The following is a 512-nucleotide window of genomic DNA, read 5'->3' as shown; positions in this document are numbered from 1 at the left end:
GATCTGCCGAGAGCAGACGGCCGTCCGGGTCGAGGACGACGGCGCCCACCGGGACGTCGCCGCCGCGTCCCGCCCGCTGGGCCTCGGCGAGGGCCTGCCGCATGGCGGGCTCCCAGGGGGTGCGGACGGGGTCGGGGGCGGGGCCGGCCGGACCGGGCGGCTCCGGGCGTGTGCTCTTCACACTCGGAACCTACCGGCCCGGCCGTCCGGCCGCCCGCGCGGTCAGCGCACCGCCTCCAGCACCTCCGAGGCGCCGAGCACCTCGGCGATCTCGCCGAGCGCGTCGCCGGGGCGCAGGGCGCGCAGTTCCCCTTCGCCGACGCCGAGGTCGGCGAGGAGCCCGCCGTCCCCGAGGGGCCCGGCCCCGGCCTGGCCGTCCGGGTCACCGGAGTCGTAGGTGTCGTCGTCCTGGTCCTCGCGGTACGGCTCGCCCTCCTCCGTACCGTCGAGGTCGAGGTCGGCGAGGACGTCGTCGTCCTCGGGGGTGCGGCCGAGCAGTTCGTCGGTGAGCA

General features: G+C 77.9%; 2 pseudogenes. Both read right to left on the bottom strand.

Annotation, left to right across the window (positions count from 1 at the left end):
- Positions 1–181 (bottom strand): annotated as a pseudogene (locus E6R62_RS39150) (nucleoside deaminase); the annotation flags it as partial.
- 41 nt (positions 182–222) lie between these two features.
- Positions 223–512, bottom strand: a pseudogene (locus E6R62_RS39145) (hypothetical protein); the annotation flags it as partial.

The organism is Streptomyces sp. A1136 (assembly GCF_004795055.1).
In the GTDB taxonomy this organism is placed as follows: domain Bacteria; phylum Actinomycetota; class Actinomycetes; order Streptomycetales; family Streptomycetaceae; genus Streptomyces.
Note: the sequence above shows the minus strand (reverse complement) of the source record. Positions and strands in the feature narration are given on the sequence as shown.